Source organism: Micromonospora sp. BL4 (genome assembly GCF_003667505.1).
Classification (GTDB): domain Bacteria; phylum Actinomycetota; class Actinomycetes; order Mycobacteriales; family Micromonosporaceae; genus Micromonospora.
Genome location: NZ_RCVJ01000030.1, coordinates 41,259 through 61,422, shown reverse-complemented (window position 1 = coordinate 61,422; position 20,164 = coordinate 41,259). Strand labels below are relative to the sequence as shown.

The 20,164-nt window shown below is 71.5% G+C and carries 19 protein-coding genes and 1 pseudogene; 8 read left to right on the top strand and 12 right to left on the bottom strand.

The window, feature by feature from the left end; genetic code table 11:
• Positions 1 to 6 precede the first annotated feature (6 nt).
• Positions 7 to 1,902, bottom strand: a complete 1,896-nt coding sequence (locus EAD89_RS00515) for an ABC transporter ATP-binding protein (RefSeq protein WP_121674308.1) — start codon at positions 1,900 to 1,902, stop codon at positions 7 to 9.
• 98 nt (positions 1,903 to 2,000) lie between these two features.
• Here EAD89_RS00515 and EAD89_RS00510 point away from each other — a divergent pair, with 98 nt between their 5' ends.
• Entirely contained in the window at positions 2,001 to 2,552 is a 552-nt protein-coding gene (locus EAD89_RS00510) for a DUF5872 domain-containing protein (RefSeq protein WP_121654807.1), read from the top strand.
• A gap of 3 nt (positions 2,553 to 2,555) precedes the next feature.
• On the opposite strand, the gene trxA is transcribed toward EAD89_RS00510, so the two are convergent.
• From trxA to EAD89_RS00490, 4 genes are all read right to left on the bottom strand, one after another.
• Positions 2,556 to 2,903, bottom strand: a complete 348-nt coding sequence (gene trxA, locus EAD89_RS00505; protein ID WP_121654808.1) for a thioredoxin — start codon at positions 2,901 to 2,903, stop codon at positions 2,556 to 2,558.
• Positions 2,873 to 3,265 (bottom strand): MerR family transcriptional regulator, encoded by a 393-nt coding sequence (locus EAD89_RS00500; protein WP_121654809.1) that lies wholly within the window; start codon positions 3,263 to 3,265, stop codon positions 2,873 to 2,875. Before EAD89_RS00500 ends, trxA begins: the two co-directional genes overlap by 31 nt.
• 65 nt (positions 3,266 to 3,330) lie before the next feature.
• Positions 3,331 to 4,533 (bottom strand): chitosanase, encoded by a 1,203-nt coding sequence (locus EAD89_RS00495; protein ID WP_121674288.1) that lies wholly within the window; start codon positions 4,531 to 4,533, stop codon positions 3,331 to 3,333.
• 150 nt (positions 4,534 to 4,683) lie between these two features.
• Entirely contained in the window at positions 4,684 to 5,013 is a 330-nt protein-coding gene (locus tag EAD89_RS00490; RefSeq protein WP_121674287.1) for a nuclear transport factor 2 family protein, read from the bottom strand.
• A 180-nt stretch (positions 5,014 to 5,193) separates the two neighbouring features.
• On the opposite strand from EAD89_RS00490, the gene EAD89_RS00485 reads away from it, so the two are divergent.
• The gene (locus EAD89_RS00485; RefSeq protein ID WP_121674286.1) at positions 5,194 to 7,500 is read left to right on the top strand and encodes an LLM class flavin-dependent oxidoreductase; all 2,307 of its coding nucleotides are present in this window, start codon (positions 5,194 to 5,196) and stop codon (positions 7,498 to 7,500) included.
• Between the two features lie 16 nt (positions 7,501 to 7,516).
• Here the strand turns inward: EAD89_RS00485 and EAD89_RS00480 are convergent, their stop codons facing one another.
• The 6 genes and pseudogenes from EAD89_RS00480 to EAD89_RS00455 all read right to left on the bottom strand — a co-directional run bounded on the left by EAD89_RS00480 (position 7,517) and on the right by EAD89_RS00455 (position 12,268).
• Complete coding sequence (locus tag EAD89_RS00480) at positions 7,517 to 8,044, bottom strand: MarR family winged helix-turn-helix transcriptional regulator (protein WP_121674285.1); 528 nt, start codon at positions 8,042 to 8,044, stop codon at positions 7,517 to 7,519.
• A 201-nt stretch (positions 8,045 to 8,245) separates the two neighbouring features.
• On the bottom strand, positions 8,246 to 9,079 hold the full coding sequence (locus tag EAD89_RS00475) for a PIG-L family deacetylase (RefSeq protein WP_121654814.1): 834 nt from the start codon (positions 9,077 to 9,079) through the stop codon (positions 8,246 to 8,248).
• A 9-nt stretch (positions 9,080 to 9,088) separates the two neighbouring features.
• Entirely contained in the window at positions 9,089 to 9,733 is a 645-nt protein-coding gene (gene prfH, locus EAD89_RS00470) for a peptide chain release factor H (protein ID WP_121654815.1), read from the bottom strand.
• Positions 9,730 to 10,917: an RNA ligase RtcB family protein gene (locus tag EAD89_RS00465; protein WP_121674284.1), complete on the bottom strand. Its 1,188-nt coding sequence runs from the start codon at positions 10,915 to 10,917 to the stop codon at positions 9,730 to 9,732. The genes prfH and EAD89_RS00465 overlap by 4 nt, the downstream gene beginning before the upstream one ends.
• 110 nt (positions 10,918 to 11,027) lie before the next feature.
• A pseudogene (locus EAD89_RS30885) lies at positions 11,028 to 11,451 on the bottom strand (RNA ligase RtcB family protein); the annotation flags it as partial.
• 163 nt (positions 11,452 to 11,614) lie between these two features.
• Entirely contained in the window at positions 11,615 to 12,268 is a 654-nt protein-coding gene (locus tag EAD89_RS00455) for a class I SAM-dependent methyltransferase (protein ID WP_199733372.1), read from the bottom strand.
• 167 nt (positions 12,269 to 12,435) lie between these two features.
• On the opposite strand from EAD89_RS00455, the gene EAD89_RS00450 reads away from it, so the two are divergent.
• Positions 12,436 to 13,182 carry an SDR family oxidoreductase gene (locus EAD89_RS00450; RefSeq protein ID WP_121674283.1) on the top strand — a complete coding sequence of 249 codons (747 nt, stop codon included), beginning with the start codon at positions 12,436 to 12,438 and terminating at the stop codon, positions 13,180 to 13,182.
• A 10-nt stretch (positions 13,183 to 13,192) separates the two neighbouring features.
• On the opposite strand, the gene EAD89_RS00445 is transcribed toward EAD89_RS00450, so the two are convergent.
• Complete coding sequence (locus EAD89_RS00445) at positions 13,193 to 15,445, bottom strand: hypothetical protein (protein WP_199733371.1); 2,253 nt, start codon at positions 15,443 to 15,445, stop codon at positions 13,193 to 13,195.
• Between the two features lie 172 nt (positions 15,446 to 15,617).
• Here EAD89_RS00445 and EAD89_RS00440 point away from each other — a divergent pair, with 172 nt between their 5' ends.
• From EAD89_RS00440 to EAD89_RS00420, 5 genes are all read left to right on the top strand, one after another.
• Positions 15,618 to 16,829 carry an FUSC family protein gene (locus tag EAD89_RS00440; protein WP_121654819.1) on the top strand — a complete coding sequence of 404 codons (1,212 nt, stop codon included), beginning with the start codon at positions 15,618 to 15,620 and terminating at the stop codon, positions 16,827 to 16,829.
• A 101-nt stretch (positions 16,830 to 16,930) separates the two neighbouring features.
• Complete coding sequence (locus EAD89_RS00435; protein ID WP_121654820.1) at positions 16,931 to 17,455, top strand: hypothetical protein; 525 nt, start codon at positions 16,931 to 16,933, stop codon at positions 17,453 to 17,455.
• Positions 17,456 to 17,514: 59 nt separating this feature from the next.
• Positions 17,515 to 18,357 (top strand): DUF4097 family beta strand repeat-containing protein, encoded by an 843-nt coding sequence (locus EAD89_RS00430; protein WP_121674281.1) that lies wholly within the window; start codon positions 17,515 to 17,517, stop codon positions 18,355 to 18,357.
• A 41-nt stretch (positions 18,358 to 18,398) separates the two neighbouring features.
• Positions 18,399 to 19,355, top strand: coding sequence for an ATP-binding cassette domain-containing protein (locus EAD89_RS00425; RefSeq protein WP_121674280.1), 957 nt, complete (start codon positions 18,399 to 18,401; stop codon positions 19,353 to 19,355).
• A complete protein-coding gene (locus EAD89_RS00420; RefSeq protein WP_121654823.1) occupies positions 19,352 to 20,140 on the top strand; it encodes an ABC transporter permease in 789 nt (262 codons plus the stop codon). Before EAD89_RS00425 ends, EAD89_RS00420 begins: the two co-directional genes overlap by 4 nt.
• The last annotated feature ends 24 nt before the right edge of the window (positions 20,141 to 20,164 follow it).

The following is a 20,164-nucleotide window of genomic DNA, read 5'->3' as shown; positions in this document are numbered from 1 at the left end:
CACCGCTCAGACGGCCGCGACGCGCTCCTCCTGGACCGGCGGCCCGTCCTGGTCGAACTGGGTGCGGTACAGATCCTGGTACCGGCCACCCGCGGCGAGCAGCTCGCTGTGTCGCCCGCGTTCGACGATGCGTCCGTCCTCGACGACGAGGATCTGGTCGGCCGCACGGATGGTGGACAGCCGGTGCGCGATGACCACGCTGGTCCGGCCGGTCAGGGCCTCGGCGAGGGCGTCCTGCACGGCGGCTTCCGACGTGGAGTCCAGGTGCGCCGTGGCCTCGTCCAGGATGACCACACGGGGACGGGCCAGCAGCAGTCGCGCGATGGTGAGGCGTTGCCGTTCCCCGCCCGACAGGCGGTACCCCCGTTCACCGACGACGGTGTCGAGCCCGTCCGGAAGTGAGCGGATCAGGGTGTCGAGCCGAGCCCGTCGCAGCACGTCCCACATCTCGTCCTCGGTCGCATCCGGCCGGGCGAACACCAGGTTGGCGCGGATGCTCTCGTGGAACAGGTGCCCGTCCTGGGTCACCACGCCGAGCGCCGCTCGGATCGACTCGGCCGACAGGTCGCGTACGTCGACGTCGGCGAGCTTCACCGCGCCACCCTCGACGTCGTACAGGCGCGGCAGGAGTTGGGCGATCGTCGACTTGCCCGCCCCGGACGAACCGACGAGGGCGACCATCTGCCCCGCTTCGGCGCGGAACGACACGCCGTGCAGCACCTCCTCGCCGCCGCGCGTATCGAGCTTCGCCACATCCTCAAGGGACGCGAGCGACACCTTGTCGGCCGACGGGTAGCCGAACCGTACGGCGTCGAACTCCACCGCGACCGGTCCGTCCGGGAGCGGCCGGGCATCGGACCTGTCGAGGATCAGCGGCTTGAGGTCGAGGATCTCGAACACCCGCTCGAAGCTCACCAGCGCGCTCATCACCTCGACCCGGGCGCTGGCCAGCGACGTCAACGGCGCGTAGAGGCGCGACAGCAGCAGCGCGAGCGCGACCACGGTGCCGGCGTCGAGGCTGCCCCGCAGGGCGTAGAGACCGCCCAGCCCGTAGACCAGGGCCAGCGCCAGCGAGCCGACGACGGTGAGCGCGGTGATGAAGACCCACTGGAGCATGGCGGTGCGAATGCCGATGTCGCGTACACGGCGCGCCCGCGCCGCGAACTCGGCCGACTCCTCGGCCGGACGTCCGTAGAGCTTGACCAGTGTCGCGCCGGGTGCCGAGAAACGCTCGGTCATCCGGGTGCTCATGGCCGCGTTGTGTTCGGCCGCCTCGCGCTGCAACCGGGCCAGCCGCGAACCCATCCGCCGGGCCGGAAGCACGAAGATGGGCAGCAGTACGAGCGCCAGCAGCGTGATCTGCCACGAGAAGCTGAGCATCACCGCCAGCGTCAGGGCCAGTGTGACCGCGTTGCCGACCACACCCGACAGGGTGTCGCTGAAGGCCCGCTGCGCGCCGATCACATCGTTGTTCAAGCGGCTCACCAACGCACCGGTGCGGGTCCGGGTGAAGAACGCCACGGGCATGCGCTGGACGTGGTCGAAGACGGCGGTCCGCAGCTGGACGATCAGTCCCTCGCCGATGCTGGCGGACAGGAACCGCGTCAACAGCCCCAGACCGGCTTCGGCCAGGGCGATCACGGCGATCAGCACCGCCAACCGGATCACGACGCCGCTGTCGGCGCCGTCGACGATCGCGTCCACGACCCGACCGGCGAGCACCGGCGCCGCGACCGTGAGGACCGCCGTCACCACGCTCAACAACAGGAACTTGATGATCAGGGGCCGGTGTGGTCGTGCGAACCGCGCGATGCGCTTCAGGGTCGCCCGGGACAGTGGTCGTTCGTCCTGCGCGTTCATCGCGTGGTGCAGGGACGTCCACGCGGTAACTTCCATGCTCATGCCGTACCTCCGCGAAGCAGGCTAGAACCTCGCGTGAGGTTGAGGTCAAGCCGCCGCGCGGGAGGCATAGGCCGTGCGGTCCCGGGTAGCTGCCGTTCATGGCGCGGTACACGAAGCCCGAACTCAGAGAGCAGATCAAGGAAGAGATCAAGGCTTCCGACAAGGGCGGCAGGCCGGGGCAGTGGTCGGCGCGGAAGTCGCAACTGGTCACCCAGGAGTACAAGAGACGGGGCGGCGGATTCCTGGGTCCCAAGGACGAGCGGCAGAAGTCCCTGCAACGGTGGGGCGCGGAGGACTGGCAGACCAGAGAGGGCGACACCCGGGCCCGGCACGGCGACACCACCAGTCGCTACCTGCCGAAGAAGGCCTGGGAGGAGCTGTCGGAGGACGAGAAGCGCGCCACCGACACCAAGAAGCGGAAGGCGTCGCGGACCGGCAAGCAGTTCGTGGCCAACACGAGACCGGCCAGCCGAGCCCGCCGGGACGCCACGACGGCCGGACGGATGTCGGAGATGTCCGTCGCCGAGGCGGCCAAACTGGTCCGTGGCCTCGACACGCGACAGCTCCGGTCCGCCCTGCGGAACGAGCGCGGCGGCAAGGCCCGCAAGACGCTCATCCAGCGACTTGAGGCGGAGCTCAGCCGCCGCTGACCGCTACAGGTCGGCCTGTGTGGTCAGGATCTGCCGGAGGTGGGTCTTCGGCCTGGACCCCACGGTCGAGCCGACGACCTCGCCCTGACGGAAGACCAGCAGCGTCGGCAGGGACATGACGGCGTAGCGCCGGGTGGCCTCCGGGTTCTCGTCCGAGTTGAGCTTCGCCACGACCATCCGGTCGCCGAACTCCCCGGCCAGCTCGACCAGGCTCTTCTCGATCGCCTTGCAGGGCGGGCACCAGTCGGCCCAGAAGTCGACCACCACCGGCCGGTCGCTGGCGAGCACCAGCTCGGCGAACGTGTCGTCGGTGACGGTGACTAGCGAGCCGACTGCCGTTTCCTGGGGCATGGTTCCTCCCGGTGCGCGATGGCGTGGGTGAGCTGGGTGTGGAGCTGCTGGCGTACCGCGCCGAGCCGGTCGAGATAGGCGTCCACCTCGGCGAGCTTGCGCCGCAGCACGGTGACCGAGTCCGGGCAGACGTCGCCGGACGTGTTGCCGGCCCGGAGGCAGGCGACGAACGGACGAACGTCGTCGAGGCCGAAGCCGACGTCGAGCAGGGCCCGGATCTCCCGTACGACCCGGAGCTCCGCCTCGTCGTAGACGCGGTAGCCGTTGGCGGAGCGCTCCGGGCGTACCAGCCCGTGCGCCTCGTAGTAGCGCAGGGCGCGGGTGCTCGTCCCGGCCCTCTCCGCCAGCTCACCGATCAGCATCCGACCCCCTGTGCCCGCCCGTCACGACCACGCTAAACCTTGTCGCCGACGTCAAGGCAAGGGCGCTAGCCGATGCGGAACTGCTGCCCGTAGACGGCGAACACCAGTGGCGTGTTCAGGTCGAAGTTGCCGTTGTTGAGGAACACCCGCTGGGCCGTGTCGACGCGGGACGTGTCCGAGTGGGCCGCCTCCTTCCTCATCTCGATGACCCGCTCGTCGAGGAAGGCGTGGAGCCAGGCGCGCTCGTCGCCGCCCTGCGCCGGGGGCTTCGCGCGGGCCAGGGCGCGGTTGCGGATCGCCCGCATGCCCTCGTACCCGTGCATCACCGCCGCGTCGTAGTACGCGAACTGGCCGAGCGCCCGGACCTGGTCGGTCTTGCCGTCGCGTACCGAAGGGTTGAAGTACACCCGGTCCCGCTCGGCCTCCTGCGCGGCCCGGAACACCGGGTCGGTGGCCGCGGTCTGCCAGTCGCGGGGGTAGTTGGGGTCGAGGCCGGCATGCGAGGGGGTGCCGTTTACGGCGCGCAGCGCCGGCAGGTACGACGCCAGCACGTTGCCCGGCTTGGTGCGGGTGTACGCCTCGACCAGTTCGAGCATGTCGCCGGTGCCGGAGCAGAAGCCGATGATGCCGGCGGTGTAGCCCCGCCCGTCGCCGATGTCCTCGATGTAGGAGAACTGCGCGCGCCAGTCGAGCGAGGAGTTCTCCGCCGCCGAGACGAGCTGCATGGCGACGTCCTTCTTCGCCGGGTCGTCGAGGTTGCGCCCGGCCGGGGTGGTGGGGGGCGGGGTGCCGCCGCCGGGCAGGGTCCACCGCTGGTTGGTGCCGCCGGAGCAGCTCCAGATCTGCAACCGGGCACCGTTCGCCGTGCTCCGGTCGGTGACGTCGAGGCACTTGCCCGAGCCCGTGTTGACCAGGGCGCCGTTGCTGGCCGTCCACTTCTGAGCGGCGGTGTTGTTGCAGTCGTACAGCTGCACCTTGGCGCCGTTGGCGGTCGACGCGGCGGCCACGTCCAGGCACTTGCCGAGTGCCCGGACCGAGCTGTCGGCGTTGCCGACCGTCCACGTCTGGGCCGCGCTGCCGTTGCAGTCGTAGAGCTGGACCGGGGTGCCGTTGGCCGGGTTGGCCCCGGCAACGTCGACGCATCTGCCGCCGAGGCCGGTGATCGGGCCTGCGGCCGCCGCGCTGGCCGACGGCAGGCCGTAGCCGAGCGCGGCGGTGCCGATCAGCAGCGCGCCCACGACGTGGGCGGCGGTCCTCTTGCGAAGCATGCTGCTCCTCGGGGGAAGGGCGGCGGTCCGCCGGCGGGACGGTTGGCCCCCCGTGCGGCGCGATCGACCCGAGGGTGCCGCGAGCATCAGGAAACTCTCTTAACAAATAGCAGCGCGTCGATCGACTGTCAGCGACGGACGGCCTTCGCGTCAGCTGATCCGCAGGCTCGCGATCAGACCGTCGCGCAGGTGGAAGGTCATCGGGCCGGTGCCGTTGTGGCCGTTGCCGGTCACCGTGAGGGTGGCGACGTAGCTGTCGGGGTCGGGGCCCTGCTCGATCCCGACGATCTCGAAGTGGGACTGCTTGCCGATGTTGTCGGTGCGGTCCCAGTCGCGCACGCCGTCCCGGCTCCGGTACTCGCGGCCCCAGTCGTTGAGGTACGCGTCGTCGGTGAACGAGGCGGCGAAGGCCTCCGGGTCGCCCTGGTTCGTCGCGTCGACGAAGGCGCGGATCGCCGCCGGGATGTCGGTAGTGGCCATGGGTTGATCGTTCCACGGCTGTGGAGAGGTCGCCGCTCGCTCCGGCCACTCGCGCCAACCGTTTGTCTGGCAACTCATGTTGCCCCCAACACATTTGATGCCGACACGGAATGAGCTGCCGGGCAAATGAGTTGTGGATCAACAGGTTTCCGAGAAGCGAGTCAGATTGGTGGTACGGCAATGCCCGATTACGGACACGATCTTCTGTTCGGGACGTTCCTCACGCCGACCGTGCACGACCCGGACCGGGTCGTGGCGTTGGCTGAGCTGACCGAGGCGGCCGGACTGGACCTCGCCACCTTCCAGGACCATCCCTACAACGCCGAATTCCTCGACACCTGGACTCTGCTGAGCTGGGTCGCCGCCCGTACCGAGCGGCTACGGGTCTCCGCGAACGTTCTGAACCTGCCGCTGCGCCCACCGGCCGTCCTGGCCCGGGCCGCGGCGAGCCTGGACCGGCTCTCGCACGGCCGGTTCGAGCTCGGCCTCGGCGCCGGCGCCTTCTGGGACGGAGTCGAGGGAATGGGCGCACGTCGGTTGACCGCGGGTCAGGGCGTCGCGGCGCTGCGCGAGGCGATCGACGTCCTGCGCGGCGTCTGGGACGACGGCGCCGCCGGGCCGCTGCGGCACGAGGGAAAGTACTACCCGATTCCGGGCATGCAGCGCGGCCCGGCACCGGAGCACGACATCAACATCTGGCTCGGCGCCTACCAGCCCCGGATGCTGGAGTTGACCGGCCAGAAGGCCGACGGTTGGCTGCCGACGCAGGAGTACCTCCGGTCGCCGGACCGGGCCACCGCCAACCGGCTCATCGACGAGGCGGCGTCGGCGGCCGGACGCGACCCGCGACAGATCCGCCGGCTGCTCAACGTGTTCACGGTCGACGTCTCGTCGCGCAGCCGGGGCTTCCTGCAGGGACCCGCCCAGCAGTGGGTCGAGCAGCTCCTCCCGCTGGTCCTGGAAGAGGGGTTCAGCACCTTCCTGATCGGCCGTGACGACCCACGCCTCATCGAGGCGTTCGGGCAGGAGATCGCCCCCGCGCTGCGGGAGGCCGTGGCCAGGGAGCGCACGGGAGGCGGGAGTTCGACCAGCCGGGCCCGGTCGAGCGTCGCCCTGGCGCGGCGCCAGCCCGGCGTCGACTACGACGCACTGCCCGCGTCGTTGGCCGCCAGGTCCGTCGAGCCCGGCGACCCGGAGTACGAGCGGGTGCGCCACAGCTACAGCTGGCAGGGCTCACCGGCCCTGGTGATCCGACCCCGGGACGCCGCCGAGGTGATCGACGCCGTGGCCTACGCGCGCACGCAGCAGCTTCCGCTCTCCGTGCGCAGCGGTGGGCACGGCATCAGCGGCCGGTCGACGAACGACGGCGGGATCGTCATCGACATGTCCACGATGGACAAGGTCGAGGTGCTCGACCGGGCCACCCGCCGGATCCGCCTGGAGCCGGGAGCCCGCTGGGGACACGTCGCCCGGGCGCTCGCCCCGTACGGGCTGGCGATGAGCTCGGGCGACTACGGCGACGTGGGCGTGGGTGGTCTCGCCACCACCGCCGGTGTCGGATACCTGGTGCGCAAGTACGGCCTGACCATCGACCACATCGTCGCCGCGGAGATCGTCACCGCGGACGGCAGCCTGCTCCGGGTGGACGCAGACCACCATCCCGACCTGTTCTGGGCGATCCGCGGCGCCGGCGGCAACTTCGGCGTCGTCACGGCCCTCGAACTGGAGGCGTACGAGGTCGACAACGTCGTGTTCGGCCAGCTCGTCATCGACGCGAGCGACGCCGCCGGCCTGCTCGGTCGTTGGGGCCGGCTCGTCGAGGACGCGCCGCGCGAGTTGACCAGCTTCCTGTCCCTGTTCCCCGGACGGCGTGGCAACCCGCCGATGGCCCAGGTCACCCTGGTCTACGCCGGAGACGACATCGAGGCCGCGCAGTCCGCCCTGAGTCCGTTCCTGGAGATCGGGCCGGTCCTCGACCAGCAGGCCCAGCTCGCGCCGTACCCGGCGCTCGTCGCACCGCCCGGCAACCAGCACCGGGGCCAGGGACTCTCGGACACGCGCAGCGGGCTGCTGCACCACCTCACACCGCAGGCCGCGGAGGCCATGGCGACGATGATCCGCTCCGGCGACGTGATGGTCATGCAGGTCCGTTCTGTCGGGGGTGCGGTCAACGACATCGCCCGCGAGGCCACCGCCTACCCCCACCGGGAGCAGAACTTCTCCGTGCTCGCCGCCACCGTCCCGGAGCGCAGGCCCCGACTCGACAGGCTCTGGGCCGACCTGTACGAGCACCTCGACGGCATGTACCTCAGCTTCGAGTCCGACACCAGCCCGGAGCGGCTCCTGGACGCCTTTCCCGAGCCCACCCTCGGCCGGCTGCGCGCCGTCAAGGCCACGTACGACCCGGACAACGTCTTCAACCGCAACTTCCCGATTCCACCGGCGCCCGCCCGGCAGGCCGGAGAGGAGTTCGACGATGCTGCTTGAGATCGGTCGGGCCGGGTCAGCCCGGCACCTGCTCCGTCGGGCCGATGACGCTGGTCACCGCGGCGCAGGGGTCCGTGCCGGGTGCGGCGGCGTGGATCGCCTCGGCGGCGCGGTTGGCGGAGTCGCGGAAGGTGGCACGCTGCTCCTCGGACAGCCCGGCCAGCACGTGGTCCTCGGCGTGCGCGACCCGCTTCTCGGCGTCGGCGAGCGCCTGCCGCCCGCGCTCGGTGGCCACGATCCGCCGGGCACGCCGGTCGCGCGGGTCCAGCTGTCGCTCGATGAGGCCGGCGTTCTCCAGGTCGTCGATCACGTACGTCAGGACACTGCGGTCGATCACGAGCCGGGACGCCAGGGCAGCCTGTGTCGGCACGTCTTCATGAACGACCACGGCCAGGATGTGGTAGCCACGGCTGCCGTGGGGCAGGCCCTTCAGTGCCTCCTCGACGTACTCGTGCCAGCGACGCAGCACCATGCCGAGCGACCACCCGAAGTTCGAGCCGCGCTGGCGGTCGGCGGGCAGATCGCACGGGTCGATGTCGGACATGTGCCCACTCTAGCAGCGGTGTGTTGATCGCCAGATGTGTTGCCCGAACAACCGTTTGCTGGCCACACGTGTCGCCCTACCGGCCCGCCGGATCACCGCGGGTCGACCGGATGGCCAGGGCCTCGGCCACCGCGACGTACGCCGCGGTGGGCACGGCGGTGAAAGGTCCCCGGGCGGGTCGCGCCGCGTCCGGGCGACGCCTCAGCGCAGGCCGGCGAAGAGGTCGTCCTCGGGCAGCGGCGCGCCGGTGGTGTCGCGGACCCGGACGTAGGTCTCCATGCCCATCAGCTCGGTGAACCGCTCCCTGCCCAGTTGCAGGAAGAAGATGTTCTCGGTCTGGCTGGCATGCGCGGCCAACGCGTCGAACTTCTGCTCGCCGTAGGTGCTCGTGTCCACCCAGGTGGTGATCTCATCGTCGGGCAGGCCGAGCTGCGGCTCCGGTTCGCCCGACGACGCGTCCGGCTCTTCCCACTCGACGCCGAGCTCCCGCATGACCCGGCCGAACTCGGCGAAAGCCGTACGAGGCACCGTGGTCCAGTACACCTTCGCGGGGATGTCCGTCTTCTCGACAGCGGCCATGGTGATGCGGTGGGCCTGGATGTGGTCCGGGTGGCCGTAGAAGCCGTTCTCGTCGTAGGTGACGACCACGTCCGGCCGGTACTGGCGGATCAGCTCCGCCAGCCGGTCCGCGGCCTCGTCTACCGGCGTGGTCCAGAACGCCCCGGGCAGGTCGTTCGTCGCCCAGCCCATCATCCCGGAATCGGCGTAGCCGAGCGTCTCCAGGTGGGTGACCTTCAACGCCGCGCAGCTGGCCTCCAACTCGGCCTGGCGCAGCGCCACGACCGCAGCCGGGTCGTGTGCCGGGTCGCCGGGCTTGACCCCGCCGGGGCCGTCGCCACACCGCCCGTCGGTGCAGGTCACGAGCACCGTCGTGATCCCCTCCGCCGCGTAGCGGGCAAGGACACCACCGGTGCTCGTCGCCTCGTCGTCGGGGTGCGCGTGCACCGCCATCAAGGTCAGAGATCGCTCAGCCATGCCACCACCCTACGAGGGTCGCCGTGGCGCGTCGTGCCCCGCCGGCTCCGGCCGTTCGACGCGGGTGGGGTTGCCGCGTACCAGCTCGTCGTGGACGCGCCAACGGGCGGTGGTGACGGCGCGCCGGGCCGCCTCGTCGCCGCGCTCGATGCGCTCGCGCAGCAGCCGCAGGGCGAGGCTGCGGTTGAGGCTGAACTGCCGCTCCTCGTCCACCACCACCACGATGCCCGAGGGGCGGTGCGTCGCCCGTACCGCCGTGCTGGCCTTGTTCCGGTGCTGGCCGCCGGGGCCGCCGGTACGGCAGCCGACGATGTCGACATCCGACTCCGCGAACGGCGTGGGCGCGGTGTCGGGCCGGGGTGGCTGGGCGATGACGTACCAGTTCTTTCGGCCGGCGCTCGTCCGGTAGGGGCTGGGCGCCTGCCAGCACAGGGTCCCGGTCCACGAGGCGGCGAACGCCTCGGCGGCGGCGCCGGAGATCTGGATCAGGACCGAGCGGTAGGTGCCTGGCCGGTCCCCGGGTACGGCCCGGACCCGCTGAACCGTCAGACCCCGCCGGATGGCCTCGCCCTCCAGGCGGCGCAGCAGGTGGGCCAGCGCCCAGGCGCATTCCCGGGGGCCACGCCCGGCTGACAACAACAGCTCGACGCTCACACCCGACCTCGCTTGCGGCGCTGGTCCCGGCGGTCCGGCCGCTGCGTGGACCCCAGATCGGCCGTCTTGTACGTGACCAGGGGAGTGGTGGTGGCCACCGGCGTGGCCAGGTGGTGGTCGACGAGGTCGGCGATCACCTGCTCGATGCGCTTGTACGCCGTGGGCGCCTCCTCGAAGAGCAGTTGCCGATCGCCGCACACGACCAGCGATCCCACCGGAGTGCGGCGCAGCTCGTCGACGGTGTGCTTGGCCCGGCCCCGGCGCAGGGCGTCGGCGCGGGACATCTTGCGGCCCGCGCCGTGCGCCACGGAGTGGTTGGCGTCCGGCCCGGCGTGGGCGGCCACGAGGTAGGACGAGGTGCCCCGCGTGCCGGCGATGAGCACGTCCCGGCCGTCGCCGGGAGCCGCCCCCTTGCGGTGCAGGTAGACCCCGTCACGGACCTCGACGAGGTTGTGGCACTGGTCGACGATCGGCTCGGTGGGCTCGGCCCCCAGGGCGTACGCGACCCGGGCGGCGAGCAACCGCCGGTTGAGCGATCCCCAGCGCACCGCGTCGTCATGCTCGACCAGGTAGGCGGCCGGATCGGGGGCCGGGCCGGCCCCGTGGACCTCGGTGTGCGCCCGCAGGATCCGTTCGCCCAGGCCACGCGAGCCGGTGTGCACGATGAGCACGAGGTCACCGGCGGAGAGCCCGAGACGGGTCGCGTGACCGGGGTCGAAGACGGTGTCGACGCGGGCGAGTTCGACGAAGTGGTTGCCCCGGCCGACCGTCCCGAGGCCCTCCGAGTGGCCGGCCGGGATGTCACCCCGTACGACGGCCCAGGCCGGGTCGTCGGCGTCCCGGTCGGGGTCCAGCGCACGGTCGAGGTCGGGGAACCGCGCGGCGAGCCGCTCGGGTACGACGCGCTTGAGCCGGATGGGGAACACGGCGATGCCGCACCCGATGTCGGAGCCCACCAGGAACGGGTACAACACGGTCGAAGCCATGGCGGCGCCAATGGGTGCGCCCTTGCCGGGGTGCAGGTCCGGCATGGCGGCAACGTGGATCATGCCGTCGAGGGCCGCCACCTGCTGACACTGGTCGAGGGCATCGGACTCGATCCAGCTCGCGGGGGAGGCGAACACCGAGACGATCGCCGGGGTGGACGGGGGCAGGGACTCCCGAGGGGAGTGGTGCTCAGACAAGGATGCTCACTTCTCGCGGAAACGCGGGGAAGGACGGCGGCACGGCAGCGGGCGGCGTCACCGGCGCCGAGCCCGGGACATGCCGCGTGACTGCGGTCGAAAGCGGTGTCGACGCGCGTACGTTCGACGAAGTGGTTGCCCCGGCCGTCCGTCCCGAGGCCGGCCGGAATGGCGCCCCGCGCGAGGGCCCAGGCCCGGTCGTCGCCCTCCCGCCCGCTCCAGCGCACGGTCGAGGTCCGGGAACCGCACGGCCAGGCGCTCGGGTACGACGCGCTTGAGCCGGATGGGGAACACCGCCCTGCCGCACCCCACCGGGAACGGGTACGGCACGGTCGACGTCGTGGCGGCGCGAACGGGTGCTGTCCGTTCCGGTCGCAGGTCGGGCATCGCGGCACCATGGATCATGCCGTCGAGCGTGGCCAGCTGCCGCGTGCGGACAGCGGCCTCGATCCGGCTGACGGGGGAGGCGAACACCGGGACGGTCGCCGGAGTGGACGGGGGCAGAGACTCCCGACGGGAGTGGTGCGCAGACAAGAGACGCTCACCTCTGAGGAAACGTACGGACGGACGGCAGCACGGCACCGGGGTGGTGTCACCGGTGGCCGGGGCAGGAGGTGTTGTCCGTCAGTACGTCATGGACGCCACTCTTTCCGAGCCCGCCGCGCGCGGCAACCGACTTTCGTCGCGCGGGCGGCTCTCAGCGCCAGCTGGTCGGCGCCGGCCTGGTGGCGCGTCCGACGACGCAGGGCGAGGACGGGCTGTTGCTGTTGGCGGGGAACCGGAACCGGTGCAGCTCCTCGATGACGAACCCGGCCGCACTGATGGCGGCGGTGGTGTCGCGGCCGGTGTGGCAGCCGGCGAACAGCTTCGGCCACAGCGTCGCGTCGAGCAGCCGTTGGGCCCGGCGCAGCCCGCCGGAGCCCTCGACGGCGACGTGCTCGAAGAACCGCAGTTGACCGCCGGGGCGCAGCACCCGGTCGATCTCGGCGAGCGCGACCGCCTGATCGGGAACGGTGCACAACACCAACGCGACCACGGCGGCGTCGAACTCGCCGTCGCCGGCCGGTAGTGCCTCGGCCAGGCCGTCGACGACCGTCACGGGTACCGGTGCGCTCTGCGCGGCCCGGACGGCCGCGGCACGCAGACGTCGTTCCGGCTCGACCGCGAGGACCTCGGTGACCGCGGGTGGGTAGTGGGGGAACATGCGGCCGTTGCCCGCGCCGATCTCGATCACCCGGCCGGACAGCCCGGCGACCAGGCTCCGCCGGTACGCCGCGGTGCCGGCGCGGTCCATCGCCACGCTGAGCCGCTCGTAGACGCGGGCGAACACCGGGTGGGATACCGCAGCCACGTGGACCTCCAGATGCGATGCGATCGCGGTCCCCCATCCTGCAATACGCACGCAATCATGACCCGTGATGTCTCCACGCGGGGTATCCGCAGGTACGTAGCCTGGTGTCGTCGTGGCCCCGTCCGAACCGGGGGTGATCCGTCAGCGGACAGCAGGAAGGCTGTTTCATGAAGATCGTCGTTATCGGCGGCAGCGGTCTCATCGGCTCCAAGCTCGTGGGCAAACTCGGCGCGCAGGGTCATGAGGCCGTCCCGGCGTCCCCGAAGACCGGCGTGAACACGCTGACCGGCGAAGGCGTGGATGAGGTGCTCGGCGGCGCCGACGTCCTCGTCGACGTGTCGAACTCCCCCTCGTTCGAGGACGCCGCCGTGCTGGAGTTCTTCCAGACGTCCACCCGGACGCTCCTCGCCGCCGCGGGGAAAGCCGGGGTGGGGCACTACGTGGCCCTCTCCATCGTGGGCTCGGACCGGCTCCCGGACAGCGGCTACATGCGGGCCAAGGTCGCCCAGGAGAAGCTCATCGCCGCGTCCGGGCTGCCCTACTCGCTGGTGCACGCCACGCAGTTCTTCGAGTTCGTCCAGGGCATCATCGACGCCGCCACGGACGGCGACACCGTACGCCTCGCGCCCGTGCTCATCCAGCCGATGGCGGCCGAGGACGTCGCGTCCGCGGTGGCCGAGGTCGCGGTCGGCGCACCCATGAACGGCACGGTCGAGATCGCCGGACCGGAGCAGTTCCGCCTCGACGAGCTGGGCCGATCCCTTCTCGCGTCGCGGTCCGACTCCCGTTCGGTGGTGACCGACCCCGCCGCCCGGTACTTCGGCGCCACGCTTGGCGAGCGCTCCCTCGTCCCCGTCGACGGCGCCCGCGTCGCCGACACGCGCCTGGACGACTGGCGCGCGCGGGCGGCCTAGCGGGACTCCACTACGTCGCGGTGCCGGGCGGATCCGCCGGCCCGACGAGGCGCTGCACCAGCTCACGCGCCGCGGCGGCGAACGACTCGTCGGACTCGTCCGGGCCGTGCCCCTGGATCGGTGGGGGGACGCTGTCGCCGGGCGGCGTCACCACATCGCTGGGATCTCTCAGTCGGCGGTCCACGGAGGCCGGTGGGCCGTCGACGGTGGCGCGTTCCCCGGGCCGGTGGGCGGAGAAGATCCAGCCGCCGAGGCCGTCGGTGTCGCGCCACAGGTTCACCCACCGCCAGCCGATCCGGCCCCCGATCTCGCGCAGCGCCGCGTCGTCGACGTAGGCGGGGAAGATCCGACCGTAGAGCCGGCGCAGCGGCGACCCGTGGGTGAGCAGGGCGACCCGGCTGCCGACCTCCGGTGGCAGCTGAAGCACCGTCGCGGCGAGCAGGACCGAGCCGTGGCTGTGCCCGGTGAGCAGCACCGCGTTGCCCTGTGTGACCAGGTACGTGATCCGTCGGGCCAGTTCCGGCACGGCCCGTTCGGCGTAGCAGGGTGGCGCGAACGGGTGGGCGGCCCGGGGCCAGAAGGTGCCGAGGTCCCAGAGGACGCCGACGTGGCGCCGGAACGGGATGCTCCGGTAGGCGAAGACCCCGGCGATGATCAGACTGAGGATGATCGCCGCGATGACCCAGCTGCCGAACGCGATGCCGAAAGTGACCACGTCGGCCGGCACCCGGGTGTTCCGATTGATGAGGTCGCTCGGGAACAGCTCCAGCAGGCCGAAGGCGGTGGTGGCCGTGCCGAGTCCGGCGAGGCAGCTGTAGACCACGGCCAGCGGCACCAGTTTCTCGGTGAACCGGGCCCGGGCTATCGCCTGCCGCACCTGCCGTAGCCGAGGTTCGGTCTCCGGGGGTGGGTCGGGGTAGTCGAGCGCGACGATCGCCGCGGCGGCGCGGTACCGGCCGCGACGGGAGAACAGGATGATCAGGAGCGCGACGATCAGCGTGATCAGCACCGCGCGGACGAATCCGTAGATCGCCCAGGTGTACGCCGGGGGTGAGATGTTCGCGATGCCCTCCCCGGTCGGCAGGTCGCGATCCAGAAAGTCCGCCGTCCGGTGCACCAGCTCGGCGGAGTACGCCACCCCCAGGCTGACCGCGACGGCCATGATCACCAGCGCGCCCAGCCCGAACAGCGGGGTGACGCCCGCCCGCCGGTCCCGGCGCCAGAGCAGCACCACTCCCAGGATGGCCAGCAGCGTCGTCTGGGTGACGAAGAGCCAGGTCAGGGTCGCGTCGTAGCCCGGTAACGTGCCCTGTTCGTGCCACCGAGCGGGGCTGGCCAGCACGTGGGTCACGACCACGACGGTCAGAATGATGGCGATCGTCCGCAGCGCGCGGGTGACCCCGTCGAGCCGCCGGTCGGCGGCGCCCCGGTCGATGATCGAGGGCGTGCAGAGCAGCGCCACGCAGGCGACCAGGACCGCCCCGGTGACGATGACCAGCGCGACCGTGACGACCGAGGCGCCGGCTCCGGTTCGGGCGAGGAGCAGAACGAGGTCGAGGGTGGCGAACGCCGTCGCCACGTGGATGGAGCGCAGCCGACCCACCAGCGGTTCGGCGTCCCACTGACCGACCGTGCCGAGCGGACGATCGGAGACCGCCTTCTCGGGTGCGTGAAAGGCGTCGAACGTCCTTCCCGGGCGGTTGCTGATCCGCCAGATCAGGCCGATGGCGGTGACCGGGAGCACCGCGAGCAGCGCCAGCCGAAGCCCGACCGGTTGCCCTCCCAACCAGGACAGCCAGCTGCGCCCGGCCAGGCAGCGGGGCGAGGTCGGGCACTTCCAGGCGATCAGGTCCAGGGCGACACTGGCGATCGCGAGCACGTAGAGCGCGGTCACCGTGAGCGCCAGCACCCGGCACAGGGACTTGACCAGCGGCGCGGAGCCAGGGTCGGCCGGCCGCATCCAGATGGCCAGGTTGGCCAGCATGAAGGGCAGCAGGAACACCAGCGCCAGCGTGCGGGCCACGGTCCCGGAGGGCAGGTCACCCCAGCGGTACGCCTCCAGCGTGACTCCTCGCACGCCGGCGGTGTCCTCGCAGAGCGGGCGGGGCCGGTAGAAGCCCCCATTGCGGTCGCCGGCCACCTGCGCTGTCTGCCGCAGGTCCAACACGTGGGCGGCACTCGCGCCGGACACCCCGTGCACCCGCAGCTCCACGACGCCGCCGGTCATCTCCGGCCGGCTCAACCCCGCTGATCCATCCGACATCGCCCCCCGACCCGCCCGGCAGCCCTGGCCACGCGATCCCGCGCAGGGCGGCCATCCCCGTGACAGACCGGCGTCTACCCCACCGCGAGGGCTCCAACCGTGGCTGACCGCCCCCGGGCGCTGCCGCGACGGCGGCCAGGATTGATCCGGTCATGGCGGGGTAGGTGCCCCCATGGTCGACGCCGATCGGCACGGCGGTGACGGGAGCACCCCGCCCCGCGCCGACGCCACCGACCATTCCGGCCTGGCGGCGACCGCCGCCCGGCTCGGCGGCCGTACGGTGGCCGCTCTGCGGGACCGGCTGCTTCGGGCACGCGCCCTCAGCGGGCTCGCCGTGCAGGCGGGCCTGGCCGCGGCGCTGTCCTGGTTCGTGGTGCAGGAGGTGCTGCACATCTCGCAGCCGGTGTTCGCGCCGATCTCGGCGGTGTCGACCCTCGCCGCGTCGGTCGGCCAACGCCTGCGCCGCACCGTGGAGCTGGTCCTGGGCGTCACGGTCGGGGTGCTGATCGGTGACCTGGTGCTCGTGGTGATTGGCACCGGCTGGTGGCAACTGGCCCTGATCGTCGTGCTGGCGATCGTCGTCGCGTTGTTTCTCGCCGGGAGCGCGGCGGTGGTCATCCAGGCCGGGGCGACAGCGGTGCTCATCGCCACGCTCAGCCCGTCCGTGCGTGACCTGGAGATCCCCCGCTTCGTGGACGCCCTCGTCGGGGGAGCGGTGGCGCTCCTGGTCACCGCCGTACTGCTGCCGCTGAACCCGCTGCGGGTGCTCAACCGGGCCGCACGGCCGGCGCTGGATCTCCTGAGTACCCAGCTCGATGCCACGGCCGGCGCGTTGGCCCGCCACGATGCCGCTCCGGCACGTACCGCCATGGGCGAGCTGCGGCAGAACAAGGACGAGCTGAAGGCGCTCATCGAGGCGACCCAGGGCGCGCGGGAGGCCAGCACGCTGTCGCCGGTGCACTGGCACCAACGCCGCGGACCGGTGGGCCGGTACGCGCAGGCGGCGGAGCCGATCGACCGCGCGATGCGCAACAGCGGGACGTTGATCCGCAGGTCGGTGAGCCTGATCGAGGACGGCGAGCCGATACCGGAGCCGATGCCGAGGGCGGTCACCGACCTTGCCGAGGCGGTACGGCTGATGAAGCGGCAGTTCGCCGCCGGCGACGAACCCAGGCGGGCGCGGGAGCAGGCGCTACGGGCGGTCTGCGCGGCCGGCGACGCCTACCGGGAGGGGGTGGGCTTCTCGGGCGCGGTCGTCGTCGCGCAGGTCCGCACGACCGTCAGCGACCTGTTGGTGGCCACCGGGCTGACCCAGGAGGTGGCGAACCGGGTGGTCCGACGCGCCTTCGGTGAGCTGAGGCCGCCCGCCCGGTCCGGTGGGTGAGCAGGGACGGTCCATTCGGATGGCACCCGATTTTCCAGTGATGGCATCAAGGTGAGCCAGCGGTATTGCACTGTGAGCCAAAGTGGTGCCATGATGGCGTCATGGATCTGAAGCCGTACGTCGAGAACCTGCGTAACGAGTTCGCCGTCGCCGCGGAGGGCGTCGACGCGGAGGGCCGGGCGCTGGCCGAGCGGCTCTCCACCCAACTGGAGGCGGCGACCCGACTCACGCTGCTCGAAGCGCTGTCCGACGCGGCCGACGAGATCACCCGGGAACTCGCCCCCGGGTCGGTGCACGTCCGGCTGCGCGGGCGTGAGCCCGACTTCGTGGTGACGCCGGCGAGCCCACCGGCCGGTGGGGCGGGCGAAGACGCGGGCCCGTCGGTGCTGCCGGCGCCGGTGCTCGCACCCGGCGGCGACGACGGCGGCACGTCGAGGATTAACCTCCGACTCCCCGACCACCTGAAGGCCAGCGTCGAGGACGCCGCCGGCCGGGCCGGGCTGTCGGTCAACGCCTGGCTCGTGCGCGCCGTCGCCGGCGCCATCGGGGCCGGCGACCCGGACCGTCGCCCGACACGTCGGGTGGAGCCGCGCTCCGGCCAGCACTTCACCGGCTGGGCGCGCTGACCCCCGTACCCCTTCTTCTTCCCGTCCCTCGCCCGCTGCCCACATTCCGGGAGACCACCATGCCTGTTTTCGATACGCCAGAGCCCATCTCCGTCCAGATCGAGCTGCCCGTCGGGGACGCGTGGATCGCCGCTACCGACCGCACCGACACGGTCGTCCAGGTGCGGCCGCGTGACCCGTCGAGCAAGGCCGACGCGAGCGCCGCCGAGCAGACCACCGTCGAGTACGCCGCCGGCCAACTGGTGATCAGAGCGCCGAAGAGTTGGCGCCGCTTCGGTCCCGGCGCCGGCCCCTCGGTGGACCTCCTGATCGAGGTGCCGAGTGGGTCGCGGGTGAACGCCAGGGCGTCCTGGGCGGCGTTCCGCTGCGAGGGGCGGCTCGGCGAGTGCCACCTCAAGACCGGTGGCGCGATCCGGCTCGACCGGACCGGTCCGCTGGACATCGACACCAGCCACGGCGAGGTCGCCGTGGAGCACGTGACCGGATCAGCCCGGGTGAAGGCGTCCTCCGGCAAGGTACGCATCGGCGCGGTCGACGGCACCGCCGAGATCAAGAACTCCTCCGGCGACTGCTGGATCGGCCAGAGCAACGGCGACGTCCGGGTCAACACCGCGTACGGCGACATCACCGTCGAGGAGCCGATGGCCTCGGTGGCGGCACGCACGGCCTACGGCAACGTCCGGCTGGGCGAGGTCGTGCGGGGGTCGATCGAGCTGGAGACCTCCTACGGGGCCATCGAGGTCGGCGTCCGCCGGGGGACCGCCGCCTGGCTCGACGTCAGCTCCCGCCACGGTCGGGTGCACAACGCGCTCGACGCGACCGACAGCCCGGCGCAGACCGACGACACGGTCGAGGTCCGGGCCAGCACCTCCTACGGCGACATCATGATCCGCCGCGCCTGACGGCCGCGCGTCGACACCCCCGTCCACGAATCGAGGAGACCATGTCCAGCCCTTCCCGACCCGCGATAGTCGCGACCGGCCTGCGCAAGTCCTACGGCGACAAGGTCGTGCTCAACGGCATCGACCTGGAGATCGCCGAAGGAACGATCTTCGCGTTGCTCGGCCCCAACGGCGCCGGCAAGACCACCATCGTCCAGATCCTGTCCACCCTGATCAGTGCCGACGGCGGCGACGCCCGCGTCGGCGGTCACGACCTGACCCGCGATCCCGACGCGGTACGCGGACTGATCGGCGTCACCGGCCAGTTCTCCGCCGTCGACAACCTGCTCACCGGTCGGGAGAACCTGAGCCTGATGGCCGACCTGCGCCACCTCGGCAGCGTGGCGGGCCGCCGACGCGTCGTCGAGCTGCTGGAGCAGTTCGACCTGACGGGGGCGGCGGACAAGCCGGCGGCGACGTACTCCGGCGGGATGCGCCGGCGGCTCGATCTCGCGATGACCCTGGTCGGCGATCCACGCGTCATCTTCCTCGACGAGCCGACGACCGGCCTCGACCCGCGCAGCCGCCGCGCGATGTGGCAGATCATCCGTGACCTCGTCGCCGACGGCGTCACCATCCTGCTGACCACCCAGTACCTGGAGGAGGCCGATCAACTCGCCAGCCGGATCGCCTTCCTCGACCACGGCCGCCTGATCGCCGAGGGCAGCCCGCACGAGCTGAAGCGGCTCATCCCCGGTGGTCACGTGGTGTTGCAGTTCGCCGAGCCGGCGGGGCTCGACGCGGCGAGCGGCCTGCTCCCGGCGGCCACCAGGGACGACGCGGCGCTGACCCTCCAGGTCGCGAGCGACGGTGGGGTCGGATCGCTGCGAGCCCTGCTCGACCAGCTCGACCGCGCCGCGGTGAACGTGGCCGGTCTCACCGTGCACGGTCCCGACCTGGACGACGTCTTCCTCACCCTGACCGGCCGACCCGACAACGAAAGGGCCATGGCGCGATGAGCACTCTCACCCTCGCTGCCCGCGACTCGAGCACGATGCTGCGGCGCAACCTCCTGCACATGCGGCGCTATCCGTCGATGACCCTCCTGCTCATCGGCATGCCGGTCATCCTCCTGCTGCTCTTCGTCTACGTGTTCGGTGGCACGCTCGGCGCCGGCCTCGGGCCGACCGGCGACCGGGCCCAGTACGCCAACTACGTCACCCCCGGGATCCTGCTCATCACCGTGGCCAGCGGGGCGCAGGGCACCGCCATCTCGGTCGCCATGGACATGACCGAGGGCATCATCGCCCGGTTCCGCACCATGGCGATCTTCCGACCGTCGGTCCTCACCGGCCACGTGCTGGGCAGCCTGCTCCAGACGCTGCTCAGTCTCGCGGTCGTGACCGGTGTGGCACTGCTGGTCGGCTTCCGGCCGACCGCGAATCCGGTCGAGTGGCTCGCCGCGATCGGCGTCCTCGCCATGATCACTCTTGCGCTCACCTGGCTGTCCGTCGCTCTCGGACTGGTCAGCGAGAGTGTCGAGACGGCGAGCAACCTGCCCATGCCGCTGGTGCTGCTGCCGTTCCTCGGCAGCGGGTTCGTCCCCACCGACTCGATGCCGACCGCGGTGCGGTGGTTCGCCGACTACCAGCCCTTCACCCCCGTCATGGAGACCCTGCGGGGCCTGTTGCTCGGCACCGGCATCGGGAGCAACGCGGTCCTCGCGGTCGTCTGGTGCGCCGTCATCACCGTGCTCTGCTTCTTCTGGGCCAGGGCCCTGTACAACCGCAACCCCGCCCGCTGATCGCAACGCCGCGCGGTCCACGAC